The following is a 26,908-nucleotide window of genomic DNA, read 5'->3' as shown; positions in this document are numbered from 1 at the left end:
CGACCAGAGCGCGGAGGCATGGACCTGGGGCCTCCGGCGTATCCAGGACACGCCCATCGCGGAGAACGTTGTCGAGTTCAGAGCGGCATCGCCTACGCGATGGGGAGACCCGCCGCGGCATAGCGCGCGCTCGCGCGACGCCGCCGCGGCGATCTCGCCCTCGGTCGAACACCGGTCTCCGGAGAATGTGATGCGTCATGCCGCTGCGGCCGCCGCCAGGAACGCCTGCGAGAGCTCCGACGGCGCCGGGAGCGCCGCGCTCGCGAGCCCTCGCCGCGCGACCGCGAGCCAGCGCATCGGGTCGGCGACCGCGCCGCTCGCGATCGCCGCGAGCAGGCGGCGGCGCATCCAGTCCTTGCGGCGGTAGAAGCTCGTGCCGTGCTCGGCCGTCGGGCGCGGGACGTAGCTCGCCAGCGAGACGTGCGTCTTCTCGTGGAGCAGGAGATCCGCCAGCGCCGTGAAGGCGACCGCGTCGTCGCGCAGGAGCACCGCGGTGAGCAGCGCCCGCACCCGCGCCGACGCGAGGTTCACGCTGATCCCGCTCCCGTCGGTGTGCGCCATCTCGTCGGGGCCGTAGAGGTCCTGGTGCACCCAGATCGGCGACGCCGGGAGGTCGGCGGACTCGGAGATCGCCGCGTCGAGCCGCTCGATGATCGTCATGGCCGCGGCCACGGCGCGGACGCCGGGCACGTCGATCGCGGTCTTGAGGAGCGCCTCGCGCGAGGTGCGGGGCATCGGGCACGGCGCCGCGCCCGGCGCCCGCGGCGGCGCCCCGGCGGCGGCCTGGAGGGGCTGCGACGCCGCGCCCTCGCTCGCGAGGCGCCGCCAGAACGCCTGCGCGAGCGGCTCGTCGAGCGCGAGGTACACGAGGTCCCCGGACCGCACGCCGGCGGCCTCCGGCCCCGGACCGGAGGCGCCGAGCGGCCAGCGGGCGGTGCTGCGGATCTGGCTCGACGACAGCGACGGCGCGGCCTCGAGGGGGCGGAGCGCGCCGGTCCTGTGCGCCTGGAGCAGCTCGCGCAGCGTCAGCGGCGCGCTCCGGTAGTGGACCTGGCCGAGCGAGGAGAGCGCCGCCCCCGAGGGCCGCTGGCCGGCGTCGACGACGATCGACCGGAAGAGGGGCGCGTCGAGCAGCCCGCTCGCGAAGCGGATGACCTGCTCGGGCGCCGCCACCGTGGGGGTGCGCGCGACCGGATCGAGCTCGTCCACCGCCTGCGCGGACGCGATCGTGATGCTCTCGCCGAGCAGCGCCGCGTGGAGGAGCCGGTCGAGGACCGAGGAGAGGCGGTGATCGACCGCGCGCAGGAGCTCGCGGTCGTACAGGGCGTCGCGCAGGACGAACCGCTCGAAGGCCGCGACGAGCGCCGCCTCGACCGCCGTGGACGCGGTCGCCGCGACCGCCGAGCGGCCCTTGTTGAGCGGCACGCCGAGCGGCAGCTCCGCGACCAGGCCGAAGCCCGCCGCCGTGATCGCCCGCGCGAGCTCGCGGTGAAGCCCGAGCTCGGGGCCAGGGAAGGGATCGATCCGCGTCGTCACCGTGAGCCCCTTCTGGGTGATCGTGAGCTGCGGCTCGATGCCGTCGCCCCGGCCGACGAGCAGCTCGACCGCGCCGCAGAGCTCGCCCGACGGCGGGAGCCGGAGCGGCACCTCCGCGGCGCGGCGGAGGCGCCCGCGCGCCGTGTTGACGAGCGCGCCGTCCACGTAGATCCGCGCGACGGTCGCGTCGACAAGCCCCACCGCCGCGGTGACCTCCGCGGCGAGCGCGGGCCGCGAGATCGGCTGCGCGAGCGACAGCCTCACCGAGGTGCCCGTCGTCGGGCGGCGCGGCGGCTCGGAGGCGCGCTCGTCGACACGGCGCGCCGGGGCGCCCGCGCGGGCGCCGTCCGCGTACGGCGCGGGCGGGGGGCGGGGCAGGGACAGGAGCGTCCACGAGAAGTCCTCGTAGGGCGGCCCCCCGCCGAGCGGCGCGACGAGCAGCCGGTGCCCGCCCGAGGGCGTCGCCGTGACCACCTCGATCCACGGCGCGATCTCGAGCACGGAGAAGAAGCCTATCCCGTGCTCGCCGATCGCGTCGGGCTCGCCCGCCTTGCCGCTCCGGAAGGGCACGAGCAGGTCGGCGAGGAGCTCGGTCCGGCTCATGCCGCGGCCTTGATCGGTGACCGAGATCTCGCGCCCGTCCTCGGACGAGCGGACGTCGATGCGGGCGCCCGGCGGCGACGCGTCGAGCGCGTTCTGGAGCAGCTCGCGGAGCGGGCCGATCCGCGACGACGCCTGCGCGTAGATGGTGCGCGAGAGGATGCGCTGCGCGAGGTCGGGCACCGTGGCCTCGCCGCGGCAGGCGGCGACGAGCGCGAGGCGCTCCGCGCTGCTCGCCTGCAGGTAGGCCTCGGCGCGCCCGTGGATCCGCACGAGCAAGAGCTCCGAGAAAAGCCCGTACGAGATCTGGGTCATGGCTCGCCTCCAGACGTCCTTTCGCCGGGCCGGGGCGCCGCGAAGGCCGTCCCGTCCACGGGTTCGCCGACGATGAGATCGCGCTCGAGATCGGCCTCGCGCACCCCGGAGGCCCGGTCGAAGGCGGCCCGCAGCGCGTACCAGTCGCTCCAGCCCGAGGGGCGCCGCACCGCCGCGCTGTCGTCGCGGATGAGCAGGAGCCGGCGCGTGCCGAGGCACGGCAGCGGCCCCGCCGGCCGCCGCCCCGGCGCGTCGGGGAGCGGCGGCGCGCCCGGCGCCCGGCGCGCCGCCGCGCCCGCGCCGCGGTCCGGCAGGAGCCGGCTCCGGCAGAGGGCCACCATCGTCGTGTGCGGGCTCGTCGCCCGCGCGACGAGCAGCGGCAGCCCGGAGAGGTCGCCGCGGCGCCGCGCCAGGGCCGAGAGCGTCTCCGGCGCGTCGATCTCGAGCTCGTCCTCGAGCAGCTCGCGCTCGCCGGGCAGGTGCGGCTGCCACTCGCGCTCCGCCCAGAAGCTCTCCGGCACGAACAGCCGCTCGGCCACGCTCGGCCCGAGGAACCCGAGCAGCGCCTCCCGCCGCTCGGGGGTCACCATGCAGCGCCCGGGGCCGAGCAGGGCGCGCGCGAGATCGAGGGCGACCTCGTCCCAGCCCGCGGATTGCAGCATGAGCGCGCTGATCTGGGCGGCCATCTCGGCGAGCCTGTCGCGCGTGCGCCGGCCCTCGCCGCTCGCCGCGGCGAGCTCGATGAGGCGCCGGTAGAAGGCCGTCGCGACCGCGGTGAACTCGGGCCCGACCTTGAGCGCGTCCCGCCCCTCGGTCAGCTCCACGGCGGCCGGGAAATCGATGAGCGCGAGCTCGGCGAGGGCGAGGCAGGCGTCGACCTTGACCCCGGCATGGAAGGTGGCCGCCGAGATGCTCGGGAGCAGCCCTCGCCCGCCGACGTGGAAGCGCGCGAGGAGCGCGTCGCCGAGGTGGGTCCGCGACTCCAGCGCGGCCGCGCCGGGGGGCTGGGGCGCGACCTCGACCCGCTCGTGGATGAGCTGCCCGCCGGAGATCAGCCGGCCGTCGTTCACGGCCGCGCCGTCGAGCAGCACGAGGGCGCGGCTCGCGGGGAAGAAGTGGAGCGCGTCGCGCAGGTACGCGCGGACCGTGGCCGTCTCGAGCAGCGCCGAGGTGACGCGCACGCGCGTCCCGAGCAGCGGCGCGATCCGGCGCACCGAGCACATCAGGGCGGCGGTGAGCTCGGGCGACGCGCGGCCGCGGGCTTGCCCGGGCTCCTCCGAGGCGCTCGCAGGCGCGCTGCCCGCGTCGCCCGCGCTGGGCCAGGCCACGACGCGGATCGCCCATCCCTCGACGCCGTCGCCGGTGGTGACGTGCAGGCTGAAGCTCTCCGGATCCGAGAGCCCCAGCCCGAGCACGGAAAAGAACCCGACCCCGAACCGGCCGAGATCGATCCCTGGCCGCTTGTCCGTCGCGAACGGGATGAGCAGCCGTGAGAGGATTGCCCGGAGCCCCATGCCGGCGCCGGCGTCGCTGACCTCCACGCGCCCGTCGGTGACGGCGACGTCGACGACGGGCTGCGGCGCGCGGGCCGCGTCGGCGGCGTTGAGCACGAGCTCGATGAGCGGCCGGAGCGGATGCCCGAACTGCCGGCAGATCTCCTCGTCGAGGATCTTGAGCAGGTAGGCGCGGTCGATGGGCGGCTCCGCGAGGTCGCGCTGCCCCGCGCACAGCGCCTCGAGCGCGGGGCGGTGCAGGCCGACGGCGACGAGCTCGTGCAGCGCCCCCAGAAAGTACAGCCCGGCGTCGCCCGGCAAAGGCGCGGCGCGTCGGTCGCCGCCCCCGTCACCCCCCGCTCCGTAGTGCGCGTGCACGCTCGACTGCTCCCCCTCACGCCCGCCCTCGACATGCCCCTGCGCGAAGTGCGCGCACCCACCGTGCGAATGCGCGCCGAGTGAGCGCCGAGTGGCGGACGAGCGACGACGCTTTCACCGCCCGTGCCGAGCCGAACCGTCGGGCGTCGACCGTCCGTCCTTCAGCGCGCGGCCGCCGGGGGCGTCGGCCTCCCGCCGCCTCGACCTACCCGGCGGCGTGGTGCTCGCGCGGCGAGCTCGGTGCGCCGCGCGCTTCGTCCTCGTCCGCGCTGCCCGCGCCCTGGGCGTCGCCGAGCCGCGCCGCGGCCCCGCGGGGGAGCGCTGCGCCCTGGGGGAGGGTGGTGCTCAGGGGCAGCGGCGTGACGCTCTGGGGCAGCGGCGTGACGCTCTGGGGCGACGGCGTGACGCTCTGGGGCAGATCGGAGAGCTCGGGCAGATCGGAGAGCGCGAGCGCGCTCCACTTGCCGGGGGGCGGGATCGACGTCACCCCGGCGCGCTCCCGCTCCAGGCGCGCGTTCAGCTCGCCCCCGATGAGCAGCGCGAGCGCCAGGAGCCACAGCCAGAACAGGAAGATCGCGACGGTCGCGAGGCTCCCGTAGAACGTGGCGTAGCGGCCGAGCGTGGCGACGTAGAGCGAGAAGAGGGTCGACACGGCGGACCAGAGCACCACCGTGAGCACCGCGCCCGGGAAGATCCGGCGTCGCTCGATGTTCGGGCGCTGGATCGAGATCCTGAAGAAGGCGGCCACCATGCAGATGACGAGGCCCCCGGGGAGGGCGAAGGCGACGATGCGGGCGCCGGTCGATCCGGAGAGCGTGCCGATCAGCACGCCCACGCCGGCGACGACGGGCACCACGGCCAGGCTGGCCATCACGCACGCCGCCGCGATCGCCCTGCGCACGTACCAGGGGCGCTCGCGCGTGTTGTAGATCGTGTCGAACACGCCCATGGCGGTCGAGAGCCCGGAGGACGTGATCCAGAGGAAGCCGGTGATGCTGATCGGCGCGACCGCCGACGACTGCGAGAGCCGGATGAGCTCCTCCGAGACGAGCTTCGCGACGTCCGGGGGCGCCGCCTGCAGGATGGGCCGCACCACCACATCCGACCACTGGTGGATCCGGCTGAGCACATAGCCGGCGAAGGCGGCGAGCGGGATCAGGCTGAGGAACGCGTCGAAGGCCATCGCGCTCGCGGCCCGCGGCCCGTTGTGGCGATCCAGGCTGACGATGACGCTCCACACCGCCTTCGCTGCGCGGTGGTGCGCGATCTGTTGCCGGATCGGAGCAGGCACGGAGGGCAGCGTCGCTCTCCCTCGTGCGGGGCGCAATACCATCCGCCCCGCCGAGGCGCGCGGCCGATCTCGGGACAGCGGCGATGTCCGTGCAGCGGCGCTACGGCGTAACAACGTCACGGCGCGCGCGCCTAGGCGTCGGTGTTCCTGTCGGCGGCGAGGAGGCTCTGTACGGCGTAGGGCACCGACTCGACGCCGGCGAGCTCGGCGAGGGCGTAGGCGATGTGCTCGCGGCTCGCGTGCGGCGGGATGCCGACGATCGCCCAGGAGCCGCCCTCGCCGCGATGCAAATTGCTCCCGCGCTCGACGCGCATCGCGGCGAGCGCGGGGTAGACGGCCACCGTCAGCCGCTTCGGCCGGAGGCGGTCCAGCGTGCGCATGGCGAAGGCGATCCGGTCGAACTCGCTGGGGTCCCGGTACTCGACGTGCCGCGCCCGGTCGATCTCCACATGATGGGCATCACGCTCGCGCACGTCGTGAGCATAGCCCAAGCGGGCCGCCGCGCCGCTCCGGCCTGCGGCCCCGGACGGCGGATCGAGCTGGCTCGAGCGAGCCGCGGGTGCCGGCGCCGGCCGGCCATGCTACGCGCCGAGGCGCCATGGACAGCCTCCCCCTGCTCGCCGATCACCCGTACGCCTCCTTCCTCGATCAGGTCGAGAAGCCCGCGCGCTACGCGGGCGGCGAGGTCGGCTCGGTCGTGAAGGACTGGGCGTCGGTCGAGGCGCGCGTCTGCCTGGCATTCCCGGATGTCTACGACATCGGGATGAGCCACCTCGGCTTCAAGATCCTCTACAAGCTGCTGAACGACGACCCGCGCACGCTGGCCGAGCGCTGTTATACGCCCTGGGTCGACATGGAGGCCCAGCTCGTGAAGCGTGGGCTGCCGCTCGTGTCCCTCGAGTCCGCGCGCCCGCTCAGGGACTTCGACGTCGTGGGTTTCTCCCTGCAGTTCGAGCTCACGTACTCCAACATCCTCACGATGCTGCACCTCGGCGGCGTCCCGCTGCGCGCGGCGGACCGGGGCGAGGACGACCCGATCGTGATCGCGGGCGGCCCGACGGCGACCCACCCCGAGCCGATCGCCCCCTTCCTCGACGCCATCGTCATCGGCGACGGCGAGGAGAAGGCGACCGAGGTCGCCCTCGCGTGGGCGCGGCTCAAGCGCGAGGGCGTGCCGAGGCGCGAGCGGCTCGTCGCGATCGCGCGCCTCGGCGCCGTCTACGTGCCCTCGCTCTACGCGACCCGGCTCGATCCCGACACCGGCTTCGAGGTCGTGGACCGCCCGCTCGCCTCCGGGATCCCGTTCCCGATCGAGCGGGCCCTCGTCGACCTGAACAAGTACCCGTTCCCCGACCAGAGCCCCACGGGCGGGCCCGAGGCCATCTTCGACCGCATGTCGATCGAGATCGCCCGCGGCTGCACCGAGGGGTGCCGCTTCTGCCAGGCCGGCATGATCTACCGGCCCGTCCGCGAACGCGATCCCGAGCAGATCGTCGACACCGTGATGCGCGCGGTGCAGAGGTCCGGCCAGGACGAGGTCTCGCTCACGGCGCTGTCGACCGCCGACGTCTCGTGCATCTCGCCGCTCATCAAGAAGGTCACCGAGCGCCTCACCGCCGAGCGCATCTCGCTCGGCGTCTCGTCGCTGCGCGCCTACGGGCTCGAGCCCGAGCTGCTCGACGAGCTCAAGCGCGTGCGCGCGACCGGCCTCACCTTCGCGCCGGAGGCGGGCTCCCAGCGGATGCGCGACGTCGTGAACAAGAACGTCACGGAGGAGCAGCTCCTCGAGACGGCCGAGCGCGTGTTCAGCCGGGGCTGGGGCAAGATGAAGCTCTACTTCATGATCGGCCTGCCGACCGAGACCGACGAGGACGTGCGCGGCATCGTCGAGACGGGCGCCCGCGCGGCCGGCGCTGGGAGGAAGGCGGCGGGCAAGGGCAAGCCGGTCGACGTGACGGTCAGCGTCTCGACCCACGTGCCGAAGCCTCACACGCCCTTCCAGTGGGCGGCCATGGACACGCTCGGCGAGGTCGGGCGCAAGCAACGGCTGCTCAAGGACACGGTGCGGCCGTACCGCGCCGTCACGCTGAAGACCCACGAGGCTCACGCCAGCGTCCTCGAGGGCATCTTCGCCCGCGGCGACCGCCCCCTCGCCGACGTCCTCGAGCGGGCCTGGCGGCACGGCGCCCGCTTCGATTCGTGGGAGGACAAGCTCGATCTCGGCGTGTGGGAGGAGGCGTTCACGCACGTCGGCGTCGATCGCGAGAAGTACCTCGGCACCCTCCCGGTGACGGCGCGGCTGCCCTGGGATCACATCGACGTCGGCCTCGAGGAGGGCTTCCTCGCGAAGGAGTACCGGAAGGCGCTCCAGAGCCGCCTCAGCCCGCCGTGCGGCAAGGTCGCCGGCATGTTCGTCCACCACACGAACCTCGACGACGCCAAGGCCGACGCGCGGCGGCTCGTCTGTTACGACTGCGGCGTCGCCTGCGACATGACGCAGATGCGCGAGGAGCGGCTCACCTTCCTCGATCGGCTCGGCGCCCACCGGCGCTCGCTGCCGGTGCTCACCGACGCGGGCGCCGCGCCGCCCGCGGCCGCCGCGGGTCCCTCTGGCGCGGCGGCGAGCGATGGAGGAGCGGAGCCGGCGAGCGACGGCGGCGCGGAGCGGGAGAGCGTCGCTGCCACGGAGCCGGAGAGCGGCGACGGCAGGGAGCCCTCGCGCGCCGAGGCGGAGGCGCCCCACCGCGCGCGGCGGATCGCGCCTGCGCCGAAGGGGCGCGGCGGCTTCCGCTACCGCTTCCGCTTCGAGAAGGCCGGGCCGATGGCGCTGCTCGGCCACCTCGACGTCGTGCGCGAGCTGCCCCGCGTGCTCCGGCGCGTCGGCGCGCCGATGACCTACACCGCGGGCTTCCACCCGAAGCCCGACATGACCTTCTCGCCGGCGCTCTCGCTCGGCGTGATCAGCCTCGACGAGTACGTCGACCTCCGCCTCGAGCGCGACCTCGATCCCGCCGCGCTCGACGCGCTCGTCGCCGCGATGTCGGCCGCGAGCCCGCGCGGGCTCGTGTTCAGCGGCGCCGTCAAGCTCGGCCCGGAGGACCCGGCCCTGAGCAAGCTCATCGCCGGCGCGCGCTACGCGCTCGCCTTCGCGCGCTCCGCGATCGGCGGCGACGCGGAGGCGCTCCTCGCCGCCCGCTGCAGCGCCGCCCTCTCGGCCGCGTCGCTCCCGATCCGCCGCGAGATCGACCGGCTCGCCAAGATGGTCGACGTGCGCCAGTACCTCGTGCGGGCCGAGGTCGGCGGGCCCGAGGTCCACGCGGCGCTCGCGCGCGCCGGGCTCGTCGGCGATCTCGTCGCGCTCGAGGTCGAGGTCGATATCCGCGGCTCGGGTGCGGTGAAGTCGTCCGAGGTCGCGGCGGTGATCACGGGAGAGCCGGGTGAAGCGCCGGGCGCGATCACGCCGCCGCCGCACCGCGCCGTGCGGCTTCAGCTATTCGGCCGTACCTCGCCGGCGGGCTCCGCAGCGGGCGAGCGCTTCTCGCTCTTCGATCTCGAGCGGGCGCGCCGCGTCAAGTCGGCTCCGGAGCGAACTCCGGCTCTCCCGCTCGCCGCGGACGCCGAGTGAGCCAGCCCGGGACGGTCGTGTCGTAAAGATCCTCCCGGCGGCGGCGGCGCACGGGGCGCCGAGCGCGGGGCGCGGAGCGCGGAGCACGCGCGGGCGATCGCTCGGGGATCGGCTACGCTGCGCTTTGCTTTATGGAAAAGGAGGGTCACGAGGCGGCGTGCTGCGCGGCGCGCCTGGCCGCGGCGGGGGCGGTCGGCGCGAGCGTCGCCCACGAGCTGCGCAACGCCCTCGCGGTCGCGGAGTCGTCGCTCTACCTGGCGCAGCGCGACCTCGACGATCGGCCTCGCCTGCTGCGCCACCTCGACCGCGTGACGTGCGAGATCCGCAAGGCGCACGAGGTCATCGGCAGCGTCCTCGGGCTGGCGCGCGGCGAGCCGCTGCGGCGCGAGCCGGCGCACCTCGGCCGGCTCATCGAGAGCGCGCGGCACGCGCTGGTGTTGCCCACGGCGGTCCGGTTCGAGGTCGCCGTCGCGCCGACCGACCTCACGCTCCTGTGCGATCCGATCCTGCTCGAGCGCGTCTTCTCGAACCTCTACCTCAACGCGATCGAGGCGTTCGACCAGGGGCCCGGCGGCGTGATCGTCACGCGGGCGTGGAGGGGCGACGAGCGCACGCACCTCGAGATCGAGGACAACGGCCCCGGCGTTCCTCCGTGCGTGGCCGACCACCTCTTCGAGCCGCTCGTGACCGCCAAGGTGAAGGGGACCGGCCTCGGCCTCGCGCTGAGCCGGGTCATCGTCGAGGCGCACGGCGGCGAGATCACCGCGACGGCGGGCCGGTGCGGGGGCGCGGCGTTCCGCATGTGGTTGCCGAGCGCGTGACGGGCGCGGAGCGTGGCGAGCTCCCCGGGGCGCATCTCCGGCGTGCTATCGTCCTCTCATGCAGGTGAAGCGCCGGACGGCGGAGCGCGGCCCTTTTCGCGCGGAGCACCTCCGCGCGGGGGATCCGTACGAGCTGTCGAACGGCCACCCCGTCTACTGCGCCCCCACGGGCGGGCGCGCCTCGGGGCCGAACCACCTGGGCAGCTCCGTCGTGGGGTGGGACCCGGCGGTCAAGGAGGTGGGCGTGGACACGGGGTACTCCCCGGATCCGGGCACCCTCCGCGCGCCGGACGTCGCGGTGGGGAACGTCCCCGACAGGCCGGGCTGGGTGAAGGGCGTGCCGGAGCTCGCGATCGAGTACGCCGACGTGGGGCAGGACGAGGAGGCGCTGAAGGAGAAGATCGCCGACCTGCTGGCGGCCGGTACGAAGCTCCTGTGGGTGGTGCGCCTCATCGGTCCACGGCGGGTCGAGGTGCACGAGCCCCGCCGGAAGGTGCGCGTCGCGCTCCCCGGGGAGCTGCTGAGCGCGCCGGGCATCCTGAAGAACGCGGTCCGGGTCGAGGCGCTCTACGACCGGAGCGAGGCGGAGAAGAGCACGCTGACCAACCTCCTCCAGCGGCGCGGATATGAAGATCTCGACGCCGTGCTCGATGCAGGGCGCGAGGAAGGGCGCGAGCTGGGGCGCGAGGAAGGGCGTCAGGAAGGGCGCGAAGCGGGGCGTGAGGAAGGGCGCGAAGCGGGGCGCGGGGAGGGGATCCTCGAGGGCAAGCGCGACGCGCTGAGGCGTGTCCTCGCTCGGCGAGGGTTGCGGCTCACGAAGGCGGCCGCGGCGAAGATCTCGTCGTGCAGGAGCGAGCGCGAGCTCGACCGCTGGCTCGACCGCGCCCTCGTCGCGTCGGCCACGGCGGAGGTGTTCCGCCGCGCGGGCCGTTGACCCGGGCCCGCGCGCCGCACGGATCAGGCGCGGCCGCGGCCGCGGACGAGCTCGGCGATGGCCTCTCCCAGGCCCTCCAGCGTGAGCGCGAACATCGGGAAGATGCTCTTGATCGCGTCGACGGTCGGGTGGGGGTAGGGGCCGATCCCGTCCGGGTTCAGCCACACGGCGCGGTCGAAATGGTCGCGGAGCATCATCAGCCAGGCGACGCCGGGCAGCCGCGGGTCGGGGTCGAACGAGGAGCCCGCGCCGCCGCCGGAGCCCGACGAGCCGAGCAGCTCGTAGGGCGCCATCGAGGCGTCTCCGACCATCACGAGCTTGTGGTGCTTGCCGCACTCGCGGAGGAGCTCGCGCACCGGGACGGGGTCGAGGAGCCCCTCGGTCCTGAAGACCCTCTCGTAGACGCAGTTGTGGAAGTAGTAGCTCCTCAGCTCCTTCCAGTGCGTCGCGCGCTTCGCCGCGCTGAAGAGCTGCGACACGAGCGCGGCGCTGGGATCCATCGAGCCGCCCACGTCCATCATCAGGATCACGCGCGTGTTCGGCCGGCGCGGGGGCCTCGTGACGATCTCGATCTCGCCCGCGTTCCTGGCCGTCGCGTCGATCGTCGCCTCGATGTCGAGCTCGCGATCGCCGCCCTCGCGCGCGAAGGCGCGCAGCTTGCGCAGCGCCACCTCGATCTGGCGCACGTCGAGCGTGACATCGCTGCGGTAGGGGCGGTAGCGGCGGGCGTCGGCGTTCTGCACGGCGCCGCTGCGCCCGCCCGCGGGGCCGCCGACCTGGATGCCGCTCGGATGGAAGCCGCCGCGGCCGAACGGTGAGGTGCCGCCGGTCCCGATCCACCGGCTCCCCCCGTCGTGGCGCTCGCGCTGCTCGCGGAGGCGCTCCTCGAACCGCCGGAGCACCTCCTCCAGATCGAGCTCCTCGATCATCGCCCTCTCCTCGTCGGAGAGGGCGCGCATCTTGATGGGATCCCGGAGCCACGAGAGGAGCTCCTCCGTCACCGCCTTGGCCTCCACGTGCACGCCGCGGAAGTGCTGGGCGAACGCCAGATCGAAGTCGTCGAGGTGCGCCTCCGAGTGGACGAGCATCGCCCGCGCGACGTGGTAGAAGCCCTCGAGCGAGCTCTCGTGGAGGCCCGCGGCGAGCGCGCGCGCGAGGCCGACGGCCTCCTGGGCGCCGACCGGCACCTTGCGGGCCCGGAGCTCGTAGAGGAACGCGACGAACATCGCTACGACCGGAACCGCCTGCCGCCCGCCAGCTGATCGGCCAGCGCGACAAGGTCCTGCTCCTTCTTGAGCAGCGCACCGAGGAACGGCAGTGCCTTGTCGAGCTTCACCTCGCCCACGCCCGCCCTCCGCAGGACGGCGATCCAGTCGATGAGCTCGCTCGTCGAGGGGCGCTTCCGGATCCGGGTGTTCTTCCGGATCTCGTAGAAGACCTGCATCGCCTGGTCGGCGAGCGTCCGATCGAGATCGGGGTGGTGGACGTGGATGATCTCCCGCATGAGCTCGGGCTCCGGGAAATCGATGAAGTGGAACACGCAGCGGCGAAGGAACGCGTCCGGCAGCTCCTTCTCGTTGTTGCTGGTGATGATGACGACGGGCCGCTCCCGCGCGGCGATCTCGTCGCCGGTCTCGGCGATGCGGAAGCGCATCCGATCGAGCTCGTGGAGGAGATCGTTCGGGAACTCGAGGTCCGCCTTGTCGACCTCGTCGATGAGGAGCACGACGCGCGCCGAGGCGTTGAACGCCTTCCCGAGCGGGCCGAGCTTGATGTACCGGCGGATGTCGCGGACGTCGCAGTCGCCGAAGCGCGCGTCGTAGAGCCGCTGCACGGTGTCGTAGACGTAGAGCCCGTCCTGGGCCCGCGTGGTGCTCTTGACGTGCCAGGTGATGAGCTCGGCCGACAGGCTCCGCGCGATGGCCTCGGCGAGCAGCGTCTTGCCGGTGCCGGGCTCTCCCTTGACGAGGAGCGGCCGCTCCAGGGCCAGCGCGCAGTTGACGGCGGCCTCGAGCGCCTCGCTCGTGAGGTAGCGTTCGGTGCCGCGGAAGCGGCGGAAGTCGGACATGCCGGAACGGTAGCATCCCCCGCCGAGCGCGGCGGATCGCGCGGGATCAGAGCCAGTCGCGCGCGAGGTAGGCCGTCCACGAGGCGGCCCGCTCCCAGAGGGGGCGCTGGGCCCAGCCCGCGGCGGTGATCTCGCGGCAGTGGGCGAGGTCGTCGGCGAACATCCGCTCCATCGCGCCCGCGAACCCGCGGTGCGAGACGACGGCGTTCACCTCGAGGTTCATGCGGAGCGACTGGCTGTCGAGGTTGGTGGAGCCGACGGTGGACCAGAGGCCGTCGATGACCGCGGTCTTGGCGTGAAGGACGCGGCCTCGCCACTCGAACATGCGGGCGCCGGCGTCGAGGAGGTGGCCGTAGATCGCGCGCGACGCGAGCAGGACCGCGGGCACGTCGGTGGTGCCGGCGACCATGATCCTGACGTCGACGCCGCGGCGGGCCGCGGCGGAGAGCGCGTGGATGATCCGGAGCGGCGGCAGGAAGTACGCGTTGGTGATGAGGATCCTGCGCCGGGCGCGCTCGATGGCGTGCCGGTAGGCGTCGCGGATGCCGTGGCGGTGCCTGCGGCGGGGGAGGTCGTTGCTGATGATCTGGACGGCGGGGTCGGGCCTGCGCTCGGCGTAGCCGTAGCGCTCGTCGTCGATGGGGGCGCCGCCCGTGCGCTGCCACGTGCGCAAGAAGAAGTACTGGAGCTCGGCGGCGGCGGGGCCCTCGATGCGGAGATGGGTATCGCGCCAGTCGGCGCCGCCATCCTCCGGAGCCGCGTAGTCGTCGGAGAGGTTGAGGCCGCCCGTGAAGGCGATCGCACCGTCGACGATGAGCGCCTTGCGGTGGTCGCGGCGGGCGACCTTCCCGAGCGGGGCGGAGAGGTCGAGGGGGCGGAAGGCGTGGGGCCGGACGCCGGCGCGGCGGAGCCCATCGAGGAAGGACGACGAGACGGAGGAGCCCCAGGCGTCGAAGAGGACGTTCACCTCGACGCCGGCCGCCGCGCGCTCCATGAGCGCCTCGGCGAAGCGCTGGCCGGTGCGATCGACCCGGAGGATGTACGTCTCGAGGCAGATCGTGCGCCGGGCGCGGGCGATGGCCTCGAGCATGGCCGGGTAGGTCTGCGCGCCGTCCTTGAGGAGCGCGAGGCGGTGCGCGCCGACGGTCATCTCGGCGAACGCGGGCGCGGGAGGGGGCTGGGACATGCGGCGGGGGCCAGGCTGCCCGGAACGAGGCGGCGCGATGATAGCGCGGACGGGCGCGTGACGCCCCGGCGTGATGCTTGGCCGGCGTCGGTCAGCGGTCGATCCGCCGGGCCCGCCTCGGGCCTGCCATCGCGTCCGGCAGGCCAGGGGCGACGCTGCGCCGGGCGCCGAACATTCATGTCCTGGGGCAGAAGCCGTGTGCGGCGCTATCCGCGTGTCTCGGGGGTCGAGACGTAGCGCTCCTGTTCTTTCAATCACCACGGTGCGGAGGGAGAACCGGAGGGAGACGAGGAGCGCCGGAAGACGTCCTTATTCCTCTCGGCGTCCTTGGCGCCTCGGTGATCCTGGCTGTCGAGCGCCCCGGTCAGCCCGTCTTCTCGACGTACGTCATCACCAGGTAAAGGATGACCTGCTGATCGGTCGGGTTCCTGTACTGATGGGGCAAGTCGGCGTCGAACATGATCGCGTCGCCGGTCGCGAGCACATGGCGCTCGGCGCCCACGACCATCTCCAGCGTCCCGGCGGTCACCACGAGGTTTTCCACGGTGCCCGGCGGGTGAGGATCCGCGTGTTCGGTGGCGAGGGGCGCGAGCGTGATCTCGTAGAATTCGACGATCCTCGGCACGTCGAACGGGAACAGCGCGCGGGACGTGAACGAGCCGTCATGCGACGTCAACACCTTGGCGCGCGCGGCCAGGATGAGCGATGTGCCGCCGAGCGACTGGTCGCTGATCAGCGCCGAGAAGGGCACGCCGAGCGCCCGCGCGATCTTCCAGAGCACGTTGATCGTCGGTGTGCTCTGGCCGAGCTCGATCTGGCTGAGCATCGCCCGGCTCACGCCAGACGCCTTCGCCAGCCGCTCGAGGGAGAGCCCACGCTTGGTCCGGAGGCGACGCAGGTTGGCCCCGACGATGCCGGTGAGGGCCGAAGAGGCGTCCTGCGGGGCCATCTCGTAGGCCCAGGCGTCTCCAGACGCCTCGTCCACGTCCCGCTGCGGCGCTTCTCCGTTTGTTCCGTTGGTGCGGCTGGAGTACGAGCTCGCGGGGCCAGCGAAGCTCTCCGGCCTGCGGTGCGAGCGCGGTCCAGCAGGCGACGGAGAGCGTCCCGTCGATACGGCGGACGCTTGCACGCCGTTCTGATAACCCTCCACGGGCAACGACGCGCCGAGCCCATCGCCGGAGACCAGCCCCGGCGAGCTCCGTGGCGTGTTCTGACGGACGGATTTCATCGCACCTGCCAGACGGGCATCCACGTCCAGATCGGGAACCACCAGAGGGCGACCGGCATGGTCAAAGAGTTTCCCGCCGACGTCGGCCTGTTGCTCTCGGGAACATGCTTGTTCCGAGCCGCCCGCCGCTGTTGCCGGTATTCCTCGAGGTCGATCACTTGAGCACTCTGGGGGCGCATCCGCTTCACCTCCAACCCGTAGGTACATCATCCGTTATAACGGATTGTCTGTCAAGAGACAGCTCGGCCATGACGCACGAGGGGCGGCACGCTGCGCTGACCCGAGGACGGCACGACGCCCTCTCGTCCGCGGCGCAAGGCGGCCGCATCTTCGCTTATGCCGGAGAAATCGAGCTTCTCATCCGCCCTTTCCATATCAGGGCGGCCGTTGATGAGACTGCTTGAAGATGACGCGTTGCGTTTTTTTTGAGCTGGGCGGATCGAAGCGCCTCCGAAATAGTGGACGATACGGGGCATCGGCCGTCCGAGGGATCGCTCGTCGCACTCTTCCCGCATCGGGATCGCCGGCGCGGCCCACGCGCGCGAGCGGGTCACCCGTGGCGGGGGGAGCGGTTGGTGCTTTCCAGGAACATCCGGCGCGCGCCGCGCTCTGTCCTCCTATCGCAGCGCGGCCGCGGAGCTGGCGAGTGCGCGGCGGCAACACGAACACACAAGGAGGCAGCCATGGCAGGCGTCGACGTGGGAGGTGGCGAGAGGCGGGCGCGAAACAGCGAGATCAACATGATTCCGTTCATCGATCTGCTGATGGTGACCATCGCCTTCCTGCTGATCACGGCGGTGTGGGTCACGAACTCGCGGCTCAAGACCAGCGCGGAGGTGCCTGCCGCCGCGGGGTGCGGGGAGGAGTGCCAGAAGGAGCCTCTCAGGACGATGCACGTCCATGTCGGCGAGGACCAGTTCAACCTCGTGTGGAAGCAGGGCGCGACCGTCCTGAGCGAGGTGAGCGTCCCCAGACGTCCTGTCGAGATCGGCGGAGCGGGAGCCACCGCGATCCGTTACAGAGAGCTCGGCGAGGCCATCCGGCGCGAGTGGGAGCGGAGCGGCGAGCACCGCGCCCCGAGCGACCGCCGCGCCGACCAGGCGGTGCTCCACAGCGACAACAAGACGCCGTTCCGTGAGCTCGTCGCCGTGCTCGACGCGATCAATGCCCCGCGCCGAACCGTCCTCCTCGAGGACGGCCGCAGCGCCGAGATGCCAGCCTTCCTGGCGACCTTCTCGGCACGTTAAGAGCGGCGCTCACCCGCTTCGGATACGGGCCCACCTCGACGTTTTCGGTGCTCGGCGCACCGGAGTGCGCCTGTGCGCCGAAAACGCCGATCTGGGCCCGTCTCCTGTGCGGGTGAACGCCGCTCTGCCGCGGCGATCTGGAGATGGGGGCGGGGAGCGGTGGGGGAAACGCGTTACGCGGTGAACTCGGTCGTCAGCGCTACCCAGTTCGAGGGCGGGCGGACGGCGTAGCTCAGCGCCAGGACCTCGATCAGCACTACCCGGTAGATCGCGTGGACGTCGTCGACGTCGACCTCGTGCGCGTTCGCCTCGAGCGCCGCGTCGAGGTGCTCCTGCACGAAGGCGAGGACGTCGGGCTGCTCCATCGCGATGACGTCGTCCGAGTCGACCGCCTCGGCAGGATCGTGGAGGCGGATCTGCTCGTCCAGGTTCAGCGACTCCTCGACGCCCGTGAGCGCCGTCTCGGTGACCTCGTCGAGGTCCTGACCGAACAGCTCGTCGAAGGCGAGCCAGATCGCCAGCGTCAGAAAATAGCCGAGGGCGAGCGCCGTCTCGTCGAGCGGGCCGGACAGCACCGAGGAGATCCGGTCCGCGAGCGCAGGCTGCGTCTGCTCGAAGCGCGTGAACGCGTCGTCGAGCTGCTTGCGCGAGTCGTCGTCATCCTCGGCGAGCTGATCCTCGATCTCGGACAGGACGCGCGCCGGCACCTGAGCGTACGAGGGGACGGGGCGAATGGCTGCGCGGCGTACCCACACGCGGACAACCTAGCACACGATGGCGCGGCTCATGGAGCGAGCAACCGGATGCTCGACGCCGGAGCCCAGCCCTCGGTGGCGCCCCAGCGGACCTCCGCGAGCCCGCCCGATCTCCTGCCGACCTCGACCGACGCACCCTCGGGGATCGCGCTCTGCTCCGCGCGGGGCAACGCGCGCCCGTCCTCATCGAGGAGCCGGACCTCGGGGACCACCACGACGCCAGCCCGGGTCGTGAGGCGGAGGTGCCGCGCCGCATAGGTGAGCGGCACCAGCGCGAGCAACGCGACGAGCGCCGTCGGCGCAAGGACGCTGCCCGCGACGTGCGCAGGGCCGGCAGGGCGGCGCCGCAGGACCACGCCCAGGGCGAGGAGCAGCGACGCGAGGAGCGCGGCCGCCGCCCAGGTGCGCTCGGAGGCGAGGCCGACGATGACCCGGCCGAGCGTCGGGCGCACGTCGACCGCGTCCGTGGCGCGGCGCGAGCGCCGGCGGGTGATCTCGGCGCGCACGAGATCCAGCGCGCGATCCGCGTCGGCGTCGCCCGGGCGGAGCCGCAGCGCCTCCTCGAACGCGGCCGCCGCCCGGCCGAGGTCTCCCGGGCGATCCGCGCCCTCGCGGACGCGCGTGACGTAGGCGAGCCCGCGGTTATAGCTCGCGTCCGGGTGCACGAAGCCGCGGTCGGCGAGCAGCTCGAACGTGTCGATCGCCGCGCCGTATTCGCCGCGGCCGAGCGCGGCCGTGCCCTCCTGGAACAGCACCTCCGGGCGCTCCGCGGGCTGCGCGCGCGCCTCGCTCGACGGCAGCGCCGACGCGAGGCTTCCGGCGAGGAGGAGCGCGCCGGCGAGGGGGCGCCTGCGGCGGCCGTTCACGCGGGCTTCCATCGCGCGAGCTCGGTCACGACGGCCCGGCTCTGCTCGACGAGCGCCGCGGCGGCGGCGCCGCCGCCCTCCTGCGCGGTCGGCTCGAACCGGATCGCCTCGCACGCGGCCAGCGCCTCGCAAACGCGCGACGAGAGCGGCCCGGGGACGCCGCGCCGGCCGAGCTCGCCCGGGAGCTCCGCGAGCAGGACGCCGCGCGAGCGGAGGCCCGTCGCGGACTCGATCGCCCGGTGCACAGCGCGCTCGATCGCCGCGGCCGTCGCCCCGAGATCCCCCTGCGCGGCCGCCTCCTCCGCTTCGCGCTGGGCGATCGCCGCGAGCCGGGCGGGCGAGGTCGCGCCCGCCGCGCGGCGATCGCGCGCCCGGCGCAGGAGCCGATCGCCCGCGCCGAACAGCGTCACGACGAGCGGCGGCGCGGCCAGGAGCAGCCAGAACGGCGCGCCGTCGAGGGGCAGCGTCGCGGGCGGGGCGTGCGGGCCGAGCGACGTGCGGAGCCCCGGCATGCCGGCGAACGGCTCGCCCCGGCCAGCGCCGTCGCCCTCGGCGCGAGGCGCCCTGGACGGCGGCCCGGACGACGCCGGAGGGGCCACCGGGCTGACCTGGACGACGCCGAGCTCGGCGCGCTCGACCACGTAGCGCTTCTGCGCCGGATCCCAGTAGGGGAGCTCGATCTTCCCGAGATCGACCGCGCCGCTCTCCTGGATCCGGACGACGTAGCCGAACGATCGGGTGCCCCCGATCGCGCCGCCGCGCGGCTCTATCGCGTCGCGCTTCTCCGGGTCGAGCCACTCGAGCCCGGTCCGCTCCGGCACCCGGAGCGACTGGGGGAAGTTGCCGGTGCCCGCGATCTGCACGGTCACGGCCACCGAGCCGCCCTGCTCGATCTGGCGCGGCTGCACCGTCGCCTTGAGCGTGAACTGACCGACGTCGCCGACGGCATAGCCGGACGGGCGGCCGGCGACGGGCGGCTCCGTGACCTTGACGACGACGTCGTTCGACTCGCGCAGCACGCGCGCGCCGATCCGGCGCCCGGTGATGCGCGTCTGCATGCTGCCCGTGTGCAGCTCGCCCGTCTTCAGCGGGAACAGCGCCAGCTTGTCGACGAGGCGGGCCGCGTAGCGGTGCCCGCCGACCCGCGTGTACACGGGGCGCTCGTTGCGGGGGTCCTCGAGGAGCGGGTGGCGAAGGAAGTCCGCGGCGGGCGCTGCGCGGGGCTCGGTCATCTCGGCGTTCTCGCGGAAGTACAGGTAGAACGAGACCGTGACCTGCTCGCCGACCACCGCGGCCGTCTTGTCGGGGATGGCGCGGAGGAACACCACCGGGTCCGGCTCGCGCGGCATCGCCAGCTCTGTCGCCTCGGCCTCGGGCTCGTCCTGGGTCGGCTCGTCGTCGAAGAGGCCGCCCGAGCCGCCGAACGGCCACGGGAAGCCATGCAGCGGGCCGCCGGGCAACAGGAACGGGTTGTTCGGCCGGCGAGGCCGCCCGCTCGCCGGCGCGACCTTGATCATGATCGGAGCCGCCGGCAGGCGCCTGCCGTTCCACGAGATCGTCGGCCCCGGGATGGTGTAGCGGCCGGGCTTGTTCGCGACGATCTGCCACGTCGCGCTGATGCCCAGCTGCGTGATCATGACGCCGCCCCCGAGCTGGGTCTTCATCTGCGTCCCGATGCTCGGGCCGGAGACGATGGAGAGGTCGGGCGGGACACGCAGCTCCGGATCGGAGGGCATGCCGGCGCCGCGCTCGACGAGCGCCTTCACCTCGACCGTGAACGGCTCGCCGACCTCGACGTCGGTGGAGCTCGCGCGCGCCGAGAGCTCCGGCTGCTGCTGGGCGCGCGCGCGGAGCGGGGCGAGCAACGCGAGCAACGCCACGAGCAGCGCGGTCGCGAGCGGCGCGAGGCGCGGGGGGGCGAGCGCGAGCGGGGCAGGGGAGCGCGCGGCGAGCGCGAGCGGGCCCGTCACTTGTCCTCCATGCCGCGGCCGCGCCGCATGCCGGCCTTGTTCTTCGCTTCCTGCTCCTGATACGTCGGCGCCTCCTCGAGCTGGTCGAGGATGCGATCGTCCTGCCGACCGGTCTGCGGCGGCTCCTGGGGCTGCTCGCGCGGCGGCTCGGGTTGCTCGGGTGAGCCGGCGTCGGGCGTCTGGTCCTGCGGGCCAGCGTCAGGGCTCTGATCCTGGTCGCCGCCGTCGTTGCCCGCGTCCTGGTCACCGCCGTCGCCGTCGTCGCCCGCGTCAGGCTCTCCGCCGTCGTCGCCAGCGTCCTGATCGCCGCCGTCGTCGCCCGCGTCGGGCTCTGCGTCCGGCGGCGCGTCGGGCTCTGCGTCCGGCGGCGCATCGGGCTCTGCGTCCGGCGGCGCGGCGTCCTTCTGGTCCTCGATGCGCCGCAGGGCGATCGCCCGGTTCCAGGCCGCGTCCCGGCCGACGCCGTCGCCGCCGGCCTCCTCGAGGACCCCGGGGATGATGGCGAGCGCCTGATCGTAATACGTCACGGCGTCCTCGTACTTGCGCCGCAAGAACTCGAGGTTGCCCGAGAGGTAGCGGGCCCGCGCGCGCAGATCGGCCGGCACGCTCGGATCGGCCCCGATCGCCTTCAGGAGGACCAGCGCGCAGTCGATCTCGATCCCGCGCAGCGCGTCGCTCTGCTCCTGCTCCGGCCCGCCGTCCGCGAGCTCCTCGTCACCGAACCGATGACCGTAGCGCTCGGCCAGGTGGAACAGCGTCAGCCCGAGATCGAACGAGCCGTTCGGCTTCTGGCGCACGGAGTCCGGCAGCCCGATGCCGGCGTCGCTGCACGGGCCCGTCCCCAGGTAGCTCGCGAGGGCCTGCTCGGCAGACTCGAGGTTGCCCGCGTCGAGATCGCGGATCGCCTGGTCGACCGCGGGCGCGTTCCGCTCGAACGGGGACGTCGGATCCCACCCGCTGCACCCGGTCGCCGCCGAGAACGCGGCCCCGGTGAGGCACGCGGCGGCGAGCCCGATCGCGATCCAGCGCCCGCGGCGCGCGAAGAACCCGGCGAGATCCACGCGCTTGCGATCACGACGCGGCATGCGGCCCTCCCGTGTTGCCCCCAGGAGCCTGCCCCGCTCCCGCCCCGAGCGGGCGCCCCTTCAGCAAGAGCCCGGCGCGCTTCGGCGCGGCCTCGGGGTGTGTCGCCACGAAGCGACGGCGCGGAGCGTCCTTGAGGAACACCTCGGCGATGAGGAGCAGGATCGCGAGGCCGAGCGGGTAGAAGTAGACGTCCGCGTAGACCGTCTCGACCCGCTCCGAGAGCTCGCTCTTCATCTGCCGCCTGAGCTCCGCGGCGATCGTCTCGATGCCCGTGGTCCCCTTCTCCGCGCGGATGATCTGCCCGCCCGGCGTGGCCTGCGCGATCGACGCGAGCTGCTGCTCGCCCGACAGCGACAGCTCGGTCGTGAGCGGCTTGCCCTGGCGATCCGTCCGCCACCCGACGATGCGGCCGTCCTGGCCGATCTCCGGGATCGGCTCCGGCGTGCGCCCGCCGATCTGGACGACGTGGATCGTCGTGCCCTGGGCGCCGATCGCCTGGGCGACGCTCAGCGGGTAGCCCTCGAGGTCCTCGCCGTCCGTGACGAGCAGGATGATCCGCTTGTGCTCGGCGGACTTCGGATCGCGCCTCAGGAGCTCGTTCGCCTGGTCGAGCGCGCGCGCGATCGCCGTGCCGCCGATGGGCATGTCGTTCGGGTCGAGCTGGCGGAAGAACTGCGCGATCGCCGCGCCGTCGGCGGTCAGCGGGAAGCCCATCGGCTCGCCCGCGAACGCGACCGCGCCGAAGCGCGCGCCCTCGAGATCCTTGATGAGGCGGGCGACCTCGACCTTCGCCCGGAAGATGCGGGACGGCTCGACGTCGCGCGCGTACATGCTCTTCGAGTAGTCGAGCACGACCACCACGTCGACGTTGGTCGCCGGCACGAGCCGCGTGCCTTTGCCGTACTGGGGGCGCGCCGCGGCCACGAACGCGAGCGCCGTCGCGAGCACGAGCAGCACGCCCTTCCAGGCGCGGCGCTTCGCCGGATCGGCGGTCGTGAGCGCCTTCACGCGATCCTCGTCGCCGAAGCGCTTGATGGCGCGCGCGACGCCGAAGCCGCCCAGGATGAGCAGGAGGCCGATCAGCGCGGCGAACGCCGTCCCGAGCAGGAACCAGGGGGCCGCAAAGTTCACGGGAACCTCCGGAGCAGCCAGGCGCGCAGGAGCGCGTCGAGCCCGATCAGGAACACCCCGGGCAGCAGCAGGAACGGGAAGAGATCCTCGTACGCGGCGCTCGACGCCTCGAAGCGGGTCTTCTCCAGCCGGTCGAGCACGTCGTGCATGCTGTCCGCGAGCGCCTTCGCGTCGGTCGCCACGTACGACGCGCCGCCGGTCTTCTGCGCGATCTCCTGGAGCAGCGCGGGGTTCACCGGGAAGCGGTGGCGCACGTAGCGCGGCTGTCCGAAGAGATCGATGCCGTCCTCGACCTCGACCTCGTCGTCGGTGCCGATCTGGATCGTGTAGACCTTCGCGCCGAGCGAGGTCGCGAGGTGGGTCGCGTACTCGGGGGAGATGGCCCCTGCGTTCGAGTCGCCGTCGGTCAGGAGGATGACGACCTTCGACTGCGCGTCGCTCCTGCGCAGGCGGGCGACCGCGGTGCCGAGCGCGTCGCCGATCGCCGTCGCGCTGCCGTCGATCACGTTGAGCGTCATCTGCGAGACCATCTGCGTCAGCAGGTGGTAGTCGAGCGTCGGCGGCGACAGCACGTAGGCGGCCTTGCCGAAGACGACGACGCCGAGGCGATCGGTCCTCCTGCGGCTGATGAAGTCCTGGAGGACGAGCTTGGCCGTGTCGAGCCGGGTCAGCCGCTTGCCGCGCGGCAGCTTCGGCTGGCCGGGGAGGTCGCTCGCCCGCGCGTCGAGGATCGCGCGCATCGAGCCCGACAGGTCGAGCGCCACGACGATGTCGATGCCCTTGTCGTCCGAGCGCTGCTCGCGGAGCACGCTGACCGGCCGCCCCATCGCGAGGACGAGCAGCGCGAGCGCCACGGCGCGCAGCACGCCCGGCAGGTCGCGCAGGTGGCTGCGCAGGCCGCGCGGCCCGCGCGCGAGCGGCGCGACCGTGCCGAGCCGGAGCCGCGGCCTGCGCGCGTCCTCCGCGAAGATGCCCCAGTACCAGACGGCGGGCACCGCGATGAGCGCGAGCAAGAACCACGGGTTCTGCCAGCTCGCCGAGGACCAAGCGTCGCGGCGCGCGAGGTAGGGGTACACGCACGCGAGCGCGGCGACGACGAGCGTCGCGATGAGGGCGAGCGATGCGCGCTTCGTGCGGCTCAAGGCGCCTCCTCCGGCGCCCGGGACGGACGAGCGGGCGGCTGCTGCCCGCCGGCGGGCGAGCTCCGGGGGCCGGCGCCGTCGCCGGGCCGCACCGCGGGCGGAGTCGTGCGGTGCACGATGTTCTCGCCGTCGTCGAGCGCCGTGAGGCAGTCGGCCTCGGTCGGCTGGAGGCGCGCGAACTTCACGAGGTCGCAGTCGGCGAGGAACCGCGCGATCTGCGGCAGCACCGGCACGGGCGGGCGCACCCGCGCGAGCAGGTCCCGCATCTCGTCGCTCGTCGTCTCGAGGCCGTCGAAGCCGTACCGTGCGCCGAGGTACTTGCGGACGCAGTCGCTCACGCGGTCGAAGTACTCATCGGTGCGCCCCTCGCCGAGCAGGTCGGAGCGCCGGAGCGCCTCGAGCTCCTCGAGCGCGGCGATCCACGGCAGCTTGGGCGGCGGCGCGGCCACCACGCGGGGCCGGCGCAGCCAGCGCCGGACCAGCCACGCCACGAGCAGCCCGAGCGCCGCGCCGATGAGGATGCCGACCGTGAGCTGCTTCGCGAGCACCCACTCTTCCCGCTGCGGCCGCGCCGGCGGGTTCGGCTTGACCTTGGGATCCCGCTCGTTGGCGATCGGGTCCTCGATCACGATCTCGTGCGGCCGGGTGCAGACGGTGACGAGCTCCCCGCTCGCGCGGGACACGGCGATCGGCACCGGCGGCAGCAAGAGGGCGCTCCTCCCGGGCTCCTTGGGCAGCGGGACGAACGGGATGACGAGCCTGGTCGTGGCGCCGGCGTCGGTCGCCGTCGTCGTGCTGGTCGGCCCCGCGCCGGCGTCGGCCTCCGGCAGGACGAACCCCGCCTTCTGGATCGCGCGCGCGGCGTCGCTGTCGCCCTGGACCTTGAAGCCCTCCGGCAGCACCGTTTCGCCCTTGCCGTGCGTGACCGTGATCTCGAGGTGGGCCGCGTACCCGCTGAACCCGTTCCTCGGGAACGTCTCCTCGATCCTGGGGCGCGTCGCGCCGGGCGGCACGTGCTCCGCGCACGAGGCCCATACGCTCTCGCCGCGCTCCGTGGCTGCCGGCGCCGGGGCTGCCGGGGCCGGGGCTGGCGGCGGCGGCGGGGTGTCGTCTGCGGCGGGCCCTCCGGCGCCGCCGGCGTCCGGCTGCGATCGCGCCGGCGACGCGCACGCGAGCGCCGCCGCCAGCGCGGCCCACGCGAGCGGGCTCGCGCCGCGCGGGGCGTGGACCGCCGAGCGACGCGTGCTCATCGCCTGAGCCTCCGCGCCCGCTTGGCGAACAGGTCGCGCAGCGGGCTCACGAAGCTCTCGCCGGTCTTTACCACCACGGCGTCGAGCGCGAGCTTCTTGAACAGCTTGTCGCGATCGCTCCGGACCTTGCGCATGGCGGCGCGGTAGTGGTCGCGCACCGCCCGGTCGCCGGTGTCCACCACGACCTCTTCCCCGGTCTCCAGGTCCTCGAACGTCGCGAGCCCCACGTCGGGCAGCTCCTCGTCGCGCGGGTCGACGAGCATCACCGGGATCACGTCGTGCTTGGCGCTCGCGAGCGAGAGCGAGCGCTCGAAGCCGGACGCGAAGAAGTCGCTGATCACGAAGGCCACGCTCCTCCGCTCGGCCACCTTCACCAGCGTCTCGAGCGCGAGCTTCAGGTTCGTCCCTGTGTACTTCGGCTCGTGCCCGAGGATCTCCCGGATGACGCGCATCACGTGCTTGTCCCCCTTCTTCGGCGGGACGAGCTTCTCGATGGCCTCGGTCGCGAGCACGAGGCCCACGCGATCGTTGTTCTTGATGGCGCTGAAGGAGCAGAGCGCGGCGATCTCGGCGGCGACGCGCGCCTTCGACGCGCGCCGCGTGCCGAACTGCTCGCTCTGCGAGGCATCGACGACCAGCATGACGGTCATCTCCCGCTCCTCGACGAACACCTTCACGAACGGCTCGCTCATGCGGGCCGAGACGTTCCAGTCGATCCAGCGCACGTCGTCGCCGGGCAGGTAGGCGCGCACCTCGCGGAACGAGAGCCCTTGCCCCTTGAAGACGGACGAGTACGTCCCGGAGAGCTGCTCGTTGGCGAGCCGTCGCGTCCGGATCTCGATGCGCCGGAGCTGCTTCAGGAGCTCGGGCGGCAGCGGGTTCTTCGAGCCGGAGGCCTTGATCACGGCACCTCGACCACCTCGAACACGCGCCGGACGATCTGCTCGGACGTGACCTCCTCGGCCTCCGCCTCGTAGGTCAGGACGACCCGGTGCCGGAGCACGTCGGGGCCGATCGCCTTCACGTCCTCCGGCGTGACGTAGCCCCGGTGGCGCAGGAAGGCGTGCGCGCGCGCCGCCAGCGCCAGCGCGATCGAGGCGCGCGGGCTCGCCCCGTACTCGATGAGGCTGCTCAGCTCCCGCATCCCCTTCTGCCCGGGCTCGCGCGTCGCGAAGACGACGTCCACGATGTAGTCCTTCACGCGATCGTCCATGTACACGTCGCGCACGACCTTGCGCGCGGACACGAGCTCCTCGGGGGTCGTCACCTTCGCGGCCTTGCCCTCGACCACCCCTGTCGTGCGGTCGATGATCTGCCGCTCCTCGGCCCGCGCGGGGTACCCGACCTTGACCATGAGCATGAACCTGTCGACCTGCGCCTCCGGGAGGCGGTAGGTCCCCTCCTGCTCGATCGGGTTCTGGGTCGCCATGACCACGAACGGGCTCGGCAGCGGGTAGGTCGTGTCGCCGATCGTGACCTGCCGCTCCTGCATCGCCTCGAGGAGCGCGCTCTGCACCTTCGCCGGGGCGCGGTTGATCTCGTCGGCGAGCACGAGGTTCGCGAAGATCGGGCCCAGCTTCGAGGTGAAGTCGCCCTTCTGGTGGTTGTAGATGACGGTGCCGATGAGGTCGGCGGGCAGCAGATCCGGCGTGAACTGGATCCGCGAGAACTTCGCGTGGATGGCGTCGCAGAGCGTCCGCACCGTGAGCGTCTTGGCGAGGCCCGGGACGCCCTCGAGGAGGACGTGCCCCCCGGTGAGCAGCCCGATGAGGATGCGCTCGATCATGTACGTCTGGCCGACGATGACCTTGCCGACCTCGCTCAGCAGGGTGTCGATGAAGGCGCTCTCTTTGGCGACCAGCTCGTTCAGGGCGCGTACGTCGTGCATAACGGGTGGGAGCTCATAGCAAGCCCGGCCGCCCGAGGACAACCGGCGCCGATCGAATATTCCTCGGCGCGAGGCGGGGCCTCGGCGCGCGCGCCGCG

At 73.1% G+C, this 26,908-nt stretch carries 21 protein-coding genes; 4 read left to right on the top strand and 17 right to left on the bottom strand.

The genetic code is table 11. The annotated features are described in order from the left end of the window. Positions 1 to 195 precede the first annotated feature (195 nt). The 4 genes from WMF45_RS35695 to WMF45_RS35680 all read right to left on the bottom strand — a co-directional run bounded on the left by WMF45_RS35695 (position 196) and on the right by WMF45_RS35680 (position 6,086). The gene (locus WMF45_RS35695; protein WP_437709985.1) at positions 196 to 2,451 is read right to left on the bottom strand and encodes an ATP-binding protein; all 2,256 of its coding nucleotides are present in this window, start codon (positions 2,449 to 2,451) and stop codon (positions 196 to 198) included. After that, positions 2,448 to 4,322 carry an ATP-binding protein gene (locus WMF45_RS35690; protein ID WP_437709983.1) on the bottom strand — a complete coding sequence of 625 codons (1,875 nt, stop codon included), beginning with the start codon at positions 4,320 to 4,322 and terminating at the stop codon, positions 2,448 to 2,450. The genes WMF45_RS35695 and WMF45_RS35690 overlap by 4 nt, the downstream gene beginning before the upstream one ends. 205 nt (positions 4,323 to 4,527) lie before the next feature. Next, positions 4,528 to 5,613, bottom strand: a complete 1,086-nt coding sequence (locus tag WMF45_RS35685; protein ID WP_437709981.1) for a YhjD/YihY/BrkB family envelope integrity protein — start codon at positions 5,611 to 5,613, stop codon at positions 4,528 to 4,530. A gap of 131 nt (positions 5,614 to 5,744) precedes the next feature. Next, positions 5,745 to 6,086 (bottom strand): hypothetical protein, encoded by a 342-nt coding sequence (locus WMF45_RS35680; protein ID WP_437543960.1) that lies wholly within the window; start codon positions 6,084 to 6,086, stop codon positions 5,745 to 5,747. 125 nt (positions 6,087 to 6,211) lie between these two features. Between WMF45_RS35680 and WMF45_RS35675 the strand changes: the two genes are divergently transcribed. The 3 genes from WMF45_RS35675 to WMF45_RS35665 all read left to right on the top strand — a co-directional run bounded on the left by WMF45_RS35675 (position 6,212) and on the right by WMF45_RS35665 (position 10,993). Further along, positions 6,212 to 9,238, top strand: coding sequence for a TIGR03960 family B12-binding radical SAM protein (locus WMF45_RS35675; protein WP_437709979.1), 3,027 nt, complete (start codon positions 6,212 to 6,214; stop codon positions 9,236 to 9,238). A gap of 131 nt (positions 9,239 to 9,369) precedes the next feature. Further along, positions 9,370 to 10,059: a sensor histidine kinase gene (locus WMF45_RS35670; RefSeq protein ID WP_437709977.1), complete on the top strand. Its 690-nt coding sequence runs from the start codon at positions 9,370 to 9,372 to the stop codon at positions 10,057 to 10,059. 58 nt (positions 10,060 to 10,117) lie between these two features. Continuing rightward, on the top strand, positions 10,118 to 10,993 hold the full coding sequence (locus tag WMF45_RS35665; RefSeq protein WP_437709975.1) for a Uma2 family endonuclease: 876 nt from the start codon (positions 10,118 to 10,120) through the stop codon (positions 10,991 to 10,993). A gap of 23 nt (positions 10,994 to 11,016) precedes the next feature. Here WMF45_RS35665 and WMF45_RS35660 read toward each other — a convergent pair whose 3' ends face one another. The 4 genes from WMF45_RS35660 to WMF45_RS35645 all read right to left on the bottom strand — a co-directional run bounded on the left by WMF45_RS35660 (position 11,017) and on the right by WMF45_RS35645 (position 15,475). After that, positions 11,017 to 12,219, bottom strand: coding sequence for a vWA domain-containing protein (locus tag WMF45_RS35660; RefSeq protein ID WP_437709974.1), 1,203 nt, complete (start codon positions 12,217 to 12,219; stop codon positions 11,017 to 11,019). 2 nt (positions 12,220 to 12,221) lie between these two features. After that, positions 12,222 to 13,061 carry an AAA family ATPase gene (locus WMF45_RS35655; RefSeq protein ID WP_437709972.1) on the bottom strand — a complete coding sequence of 280 codons (840 nt, stop codon included), beginning with the start codon at positions 13,059 to 13,061 and terminating at the stop codon, positions 12,222 to 12,224. A 46-nt stretch (positions 13,062 to 13,107) separates the two neighbouring features. Next, on the bottom strand, positions 13,108 to 14,247 hold the full coding sequence (gene clsB, locus WMF45_RS35650) for a cardiolipin synthase ClsB (RefSeq protein ID WP_437709970.1): 1,140 nt from the start codon (positions 14,245 to 14,247) through the stop codon (positions 13,108 to 13,110). Positions 14,248 to 14,611: 364 nt separating this feature from the next. Further along, on the bottom strand, positions 14,612 to 15,475 hold the full coding sequence (locus WMF45_RS35645; RefSeq protein ID WP_437709968.1) for a helix-turn-helix domain-containing protein: 864 nt from the start codon (positions 15,473 to 15,475) through the stop codon (positions 14,612 to 14,614). Positions 15,476 to 16,158: 683 nt separating this feature from the next. Between WMF45_RS35645 and WMF45_RS35640 the strand changes: the two genes are divergently transcribed. Then, positions 16,159 to 16,722: an ExbD/TolR family protein gene (locus WMF45_RS35640; RefSeq protein WP_437709966.1), complete on the top strand. Its 564-nt coding sequence runs from the start codon at positions 16,159 to 16,161 to the stop codon at positions 16,720 to 16,722. Positions 16,723 to 16,895: 173 nt separating this feature from the next. Here WMF45_RS35640 and WMF45_RS35635 read toward each other — a convergent pair whose 3' ends face one another. From WMF45_RS35635 to WMF45_RS35595, 9 genes are read right to left on the bottom strand one after another with little or no spacing between them, the layout of a single operon-like run. Beyond that, complete coding sequence (locus WMF45_RS35635) at positions 16,896 to 17,477, bottom strand: hypothetical protein (protein WP_012239127.1); 582 nt, start codon at positions 17,475 to 17,477, stop codon at positions 16,896 to 16,898. 29 nt (positions 17,478 to 17,506) lie between these two features. After that, the gene (locus WMF45_RS35630; protein WP_437709964.1) at positions 17,507 to 18,355 is read right to left on the bottom strand and encodes a hypothetical protein; all 849 of its coding nucleotides are present in this window, start codon (positions 18,353 to 18,355) and stop codon (positions 17,507 to 17,509) included. Next, a complete protein-coding gene (locus tag WMF45_RS35625; RefSeq protein ID WP_437709962.1) occupies positions 18,340 to 20,313 on the bottom strand; it encodes a BatD family protein in 1,974 nt (657 codons plus the stop codon). The genes WMF45_RS35630 and WMF45_RS35625 overlap by 16 nt, the downstream gene beginning before the upstream one ends. Further along, positions 20,310 to 21,398: a tetratricopeptide repeat protein gene (locus WMF45_RS35620; RefSeq protein ID WP_437709960.1), complete on the bottom strand. Its 1,089-nt coding sequence runs from the start codon at positions 21,396 to 21,398 to the stop codon at positions 20,310 to 20,312. The genes WMF45_RS35625 and WMF45_RS35620 overlap by 4 nt, the downstream gene beginning before the upstream one ends. Beyond that, the gene (locus WMF45_RS35615) at positions 21,385 to 22,530 is read right to left on the bottom strand and encodes a vWA domain-containing protein (RefSeq protein ID WP_437709958.1); all 1,146 of its coding nucleotides are present in this window, start codon (positions 22,528 to 22,530) and stop codon (positions 21,385 to 21,387) included. Before WMF45_RS35615 ends, WMF45_RS35620 begins: the two co-directional genes overlap by 14 nt. After that, positions 22,527 to 23,672 carry a VWA domain-containing protein gene (locus WMF45_RS35610; RefSeq protein ID WP_437709956.1) on the bottom strand — a complete coding sequence of 382 codons (1,146 nt, stop codon included), beginning with the start codon at positions 23,670 to 23,672 and terminating at the stop codon, positions 22,527 to 22,529. Before WMF45_RS35610 ends, WMF45_RS35615 begins: the two co-directional genes overlap by 4 nt. Then, the gene (locus WMF45_RS35605; protein WP_437709954.1) at positions 23,669 to 24,922 is read right to left on the bottom strand and encodes a hypothetical protein; all 1,254 of its coding nucleotides are present in this window, start codon (positions 24,920 to 24,922) and stop codon (positions 23,669 to 23,671) included. Before WMF45_RS35605 ends, WMF45_RS35610 begins: the two co-directional genes overlap by 4 nt. Continuing rightward, positions 24,919 to 25,827 carry a DUF58 domain-containing protein gene (locus WMF45_RS35600; protein ID WP_437709952.1) on the bottom strand — a complete coding sequence of 303 codons (909 nt, stop codon included), beginning with the start codon at positions 25,825 to 25,827 and terminating at the stop codon, positions 24,919 to 24,921. Before WMF45_RS35600 ends, WMF45_RS35605 begins: the two co-directional genes overlap by 4 nt. Continuing rightward, positions 25,824 to 26,810, bottom strand: a complete 987-nt coding sequence (locus WMF45_RS35595) for an AAA family ATPase (RefSeq protein ID WP_437524192.1) — start codon at positions 26,808 to 26,810, stop codon at positions 25,824 to 25,826. The genes WMF45_RS35600 and WMF45_RS35595 overlap by 4 nt, the downstream gene beginning before the upstream one ends. Positions 26,811 to 26,908: the final 98 nt, after the last annotated feature.

This window comes from Sorangium sp. So ce448 (genome assembly GCF_051520915.1).
Taxonomy (GTDB): Bacteria; Myxococcota_A; Polyangia; order Polyangiales; family Polyangiaceae; genus Sorangium; species Sorangium cellulosum_B.
The sequence above is the reverse complement of the archived record's forward strand: the minus strand, read 5'-3'. Positions and strand labels throughout refer to the sequence as shown.